Below are 4259 nucleotides of genomic sequence, written 5' to 3'. Positions count from 1 at the left end.
AATCACGTTTGAGCGATCGTAAGAACTTTATTCTTCAAAATTGTATCTAAAAACGCTCGAATCCCTAAATTTTCCAACCCTTTAAGATTTTATAGGAGTAGTGCATTAATGCTTAAATCATCGAATTCCTAAAGATGGCATCTGAAAATAAAAAAACCTTGTAAGTTTTAGGAATTAAGCTCTTAGAGGTTTTCATTACACATGTACGCATAATCTATAACTATCTGATAATCAGTTAGATACAAATCAGATATTGTCTAAGTCTTGTAAGGATATTTCCAGTTTAGCCATACTTTTCTTGATTCTTTTGATTTGTTGTATTTTTATTTTTTCGATGTTTTGTTCAAGTTTTTCATATTGAAGGGTAAAATTAAAAGAACGTACAAAAATCGTCGCGGGTCCCTCAGAATTTTTTGCTTCCATAATTATAATGGCTACTTGATTCTCAGTCAGTCTGTTTGGATGAAATAGTCAAGATTACGTCGAGTGTTGAGGTCGTATTTCTAAGTATCATAGAATCTGCGGAATCTTGATTTCTTAGCAAGATTCTTATAGAGTTCCATAACGCTGAATCCTAAGATTTCATCAAATATTAGTTATTTCGGGCAAGTAAATTGGCTGAGAATTGAGTAGCCGGTATAATTATGGAAATTAAAAATTCTGAGGGACCCGCGACGATTTTTGTACATTCTTTTAATTTTACCCATGATTCGTATAAAAACGGTGAAAATCAAGATATTTAAGGTTCAAATTTAGCTGTTTCGCAACAAATAGGATGTCCATTTCTCTGAAATCTAATACCTCATAAAATCTTCCATGAAACTTAAAATAACCCCATTGTAGGAGCATACCCATTTTTGAACAAGGATGTCGCAATTTATCTAACTCCATTTCCAAATCATCGGTGATTTTAAAAAAGTGGGATTGTTGGGAAACCGTGAAAATTGTTGGCGTGTCAAATTCTCTAATCTCATGGGCTGGTAATAATTTAATTCTACTCATAAAGTGAAATGTGTGTGGGTTTTGAAAGTCCAATCAAATCCTCAATTGAATGGACTTTTTGATTGGCTTTTGAGTTTGGAAATAATATGGTAAAAAAGCATCAATGAAGATGATAAAAGTATAAAAATACCGTCTGGCAATCAAAGTATAAATATTTTTATTTTACCTTAGCTAACGCTATACAAATTGACTTTACCCATGAAAATAGGATACGCAAGAGTAAGTACCAAAGACCAAAACCTTCAAATGCAAACCGATGCCTTAACTAAGGCAGGTTGCGAAATCATCTTTACCGAAATAGCATCGGGAGCAAAGACGGATAGGGTTGAATTAGATAAACTCTTAAACCAAATCCGAAAAGATGATACGCTGGTAGTTTATAAACTTGACCGCTTAGGGCGGTCGTTGAAACACCTTTTAGAATTAGTTACTCAATTTAATGAAAGACAGATTGGACTTCAAAGCATTAGTGATGCTATTGACACCACCACACCACAGGGGCGGTTATTTTTCAATATCTCCGCTTGTTTTGCAGAGTTTGAACGAGATTTAATTAGAGAACGGACAAATGCAGGTTTGGCAGCGGCTCGTGCCAGAGGTCGAAAAGGTGGTAGAAGGCAAGGAATGACCAAAGAAGCTGAGAAAAAGGCTATTTTGGCAGAATCTTACTACAAACAAGGAGATATGGCAGTCGATAAAATTGCCTTAGAGATAGGCGTTTCAAAAATGACACTTTACAAGTATCTCAGGTATCGAAAAGTTCCCATTGGAAGCTATGTTCATCAAGATAATTCTAAAAAATTAAGTAATTGAAAATCAGCAAGTTACACTTTATAAAATCTTAAAAATGGAAATAGTAAGTGCTTGATTTTTAGATAGTTATACTACGCTATGTAATTTTTGGCCCAATAAGGGACTTGCAACCAAAATCATGGTAATATCGTAGTTGAATAATTTCTTGTTGACGTTTGGGGAGTTGTTGAATAGCTCTTTTTAGTTTAAGTAATTGCTCGCTCAATTGTTCAGATTCAATCAAATCATCCTCAATTGACAAAGCTCCAATAATATCTTCAAATAGATTTGTACTATCTATTTTAGTGTGATTATTTTTCCTAATATCTCCAATAATTTTATTGCGAAGCGAGCGGTACAAATAAAATCGAATAGAATCAGTATCATTCAAGTTCATGCGAGTTTGCCAAAGATTCAGAAAAAGGTCTTGAATGCTATCTCGGATGAGTTGTCGGTCGGAAGTAATTCGATAACCATAGCTCAATAAATCGTTGATGTTCTCTTTATAAATTATCGAAAACGCCTCCTTGTCGCCAGATTTGAAAGCTTGCCATAGTTCTAAGTCAGTTATTTTATTTATTTTCAAGATTAAATATGATTATTCTGAAGTACAAATATAATTTTAAAATAAATATTTTTATAAAAATTTAGGACAATCAGACCAAATAATGATACTGAAGCTGTTTAAACTTTTATTTTTTACTGATTTTGCGTAAGAAAATGACTGAGAATGCGATAAAATGCAACGCAACCCAATTTCTGACTGATAATTCAAACCTGACTAAAAGAGCCTTGAAACGGCCGTCCGCCCAGCGTTGGAGTACATCAAAAAGTGTGGGGCAAGCAGATTTATGTTTTAGAGAATCATTTAAGGGTAGGCAATTGAACCCAATAATTTTTTAATTAAGGACATCAAAAATCAATTGCCCCACACTTTTTGATGCACTCCAAATTCATTTCAGATTTTATAAATTTTTTTCAATGTTCCAATTAACGCTTGCCCAGATTGCTTTAAGTCTTGTTTTAAAAAAATTAGTCGAATTCTTGACATGTTCAAATATTGAATATTACCTGCCAATTGACGAAGCAAATATTTGTCTTTTGAAATAGTTAATTTTACCTTTTCGGGGCGTTTATTTTTTGCCCTGCGCCCTAAATTTTTACTGGCGAATGGGTCAAAAATCTGCACTGCAATTCGTTTATAATTATCTTGGTCTGATTTCTCTCGTTCTTCCACTAAGTTAATAGTCTTAATTTTTAGGTAATATTTAATGATTTCATTGGCTGCTTCCTGATTACGAATGAGTCGGAGAGATGCCGAGTTTTTCATCTGTTCAAAAGTGCCTTCATTATTGGCGAAAGTTACATTGCGAGTTGCCTGCATGTCTAAATAATACAGTCTATGAAAATCTTTAATTGACAGCGGAAATTCTAACATTTGAATGAGAGAATCCATTTGCTCAATTCGCATTTTATGGAAAATAATTTGTCCATCAATCAATTTAGCATCATCATTAAAATCATTGATAATTGATTTGATGTACTGTTTTTCTAAATTACGCTCCACGTAATCTTCTCGCTCTGTGTTAAGTAAGAAGGCAGCGGTAACGGCTAAAAAAGGCATCGTAAATTCAAATAAATAATCTCTCCAAGTCTTTTTCATTTCTACAGAAATACTTGCAGGTATATTTTCGATAATATCACTTTCCATATCAACCGAATCCTCACTTAAAGGATCTTCATTAATTTCTTCCATAAATGTAAGTGTTAAAATAGTTTTGGATGAAATTAAGACTTTTATTCATACAAAGAAAGTATTGGTTACAACTAAAGAAAAGTCAAAAATTTCCCACGACTTCCGTAGATTATTTTAGTCCTTATAAATTTACTTTTGAGCGATTGTAAGAGTGTAAATCTTAATAATTCATTTCAGTTATTAGTCTTTTGAATGTATATTCCAGTCAATAAGGTTCTTCGTCAATTTTGGTGAAAGCTGTATTTTAGCTTAGTTTTGGAGCATGAAACAATCACTATTTTTGCCATCTGAGGAGTGCATCAAAAAGTGTGGGGCAATCAGATTTATGTTTTTAAAGAATCATTTTAAGTTAGCCAATTGAACCCAATAATCTTTTAAATAGGTTGCAAGTCCCTTATTGGAGTGCATCAAAAAGTGTGGGGCAATCTCAATCATATTTTATATTAAGTATTCAGAATAGTTCAATTGAACTGTTAAACACCTTGAAAGATTATTCTCAAAACAACTTGCCCCACACTTTTTGATGCACTCCTAAATAACGTGCCCTACACTTTATGATGCACTTCTTATCTTAAACCTAATTTTTGCAAAGCATAATGATAAAAATTTTGTCCCGATGCGAAAGGATTTTTTACGTGAACATCACATAATTCTTGAACGATTTTGACAAACTTTCCAGTAAATTCTTCTGACTGTTTATTTAATTTAT

Annotated in this window: 4 protein-coding genes; 1 reads left to right on the top strand and 3 read right to left on the bottom strand. The window is 32.9% G+C overall.

Annotated features, from left to right (window positions below):
* Positions 1–699: 699 nt before the first annotated feature.
* Positions 700–1002, bottom strand: coding sequence for a DUF4158 domain-containing protein (locus AC1W31_RS20685; RefSeq protein WP_481736400.1), 303 nt, complete (start codon positions 1000–1002; stop codon positions 700–702).
* Between the two features lie 198 nt (positions 1003–1200).
* On the opposite strand from AC1W31_RS20685, the gene AC1W31_RS20680 reads away from it, so the two are divergent.
* Positions 1201–1815 carry a recombinase family protein gene (locus AC1W31_RS20680; protein ID WP_481736399.1) on the top strand — a complete coding sequence of 205 codons (615 nt, stop codon included), beginning with the start codon at positions 1201–1203 and terminating at the stop codon, positions 1813–1815.
* A 76-nt stretch (positions 1816–1891) separates the two neighbouring features.
* On the opposite strand, the gene AC1W31_RS20675 is transcribed toward AC1W31_RS20680, so the two are convergent.
* Together AC1W31_RS20675 and AC1W31_RS20670 are read right to left on the bottom strand one after the other, a co-directional pair.
* Positions 1892–2380: an RNA polymerase sigma factor gene (locus tag AC1W31_RS20675; protein WP_481736398.1), complete on the bottom strand. Its 489-nt coding sequence runs from the start codon at positions 2378–2380 to the stop codon at positions 1892–1894.
* Positions 2381–2752: 372 nt separating this feature from the next.
* On the bottom strand, positions 2753–3550 hold the full coding sequence (locus AC1W31_RS20670; protein ID WP_481736397.1) for a hypothetical protein: 798 nt from the start codon (positions 3548–3550) through the stop codon (positions 2753–2755).
* Positions 3551–4259: the final 709 nt, after the last annotated feature.

It is taken from the genome of Arcicella sp., from assembly GCF_964672035.1.
Note: the sequence above shows the minus strand (reverse complement) of the source record. Positions and strands in the feature narration are given on the sequence as shown.

Excerpts from the sequence above, each read along its gene's own strand:
- AC1W31_RS20685 (WP_481736400.1), bottom strand. The coding sequence starts at position 1,002 with ATGAGTAGAATTAAATTATTACCAGCCCATGAGATTAGAGAATTTGAC.
- AC1W31_RS20680 (WP_481736399.1), top strand. The coding sequence starts at position 1,201 with ATGAAAATAGGATACGCAAGAGTAAGTACCAAAGACCAAAACCTTCAA.
- AC1W31_RS20670 (WP_481736397.1), bottom strand. The coding sequence starts at position 3,550 with ATGGAAGAAATTAATGAAGATCCTTTAAGTGAGGATTCGGTTGATATG.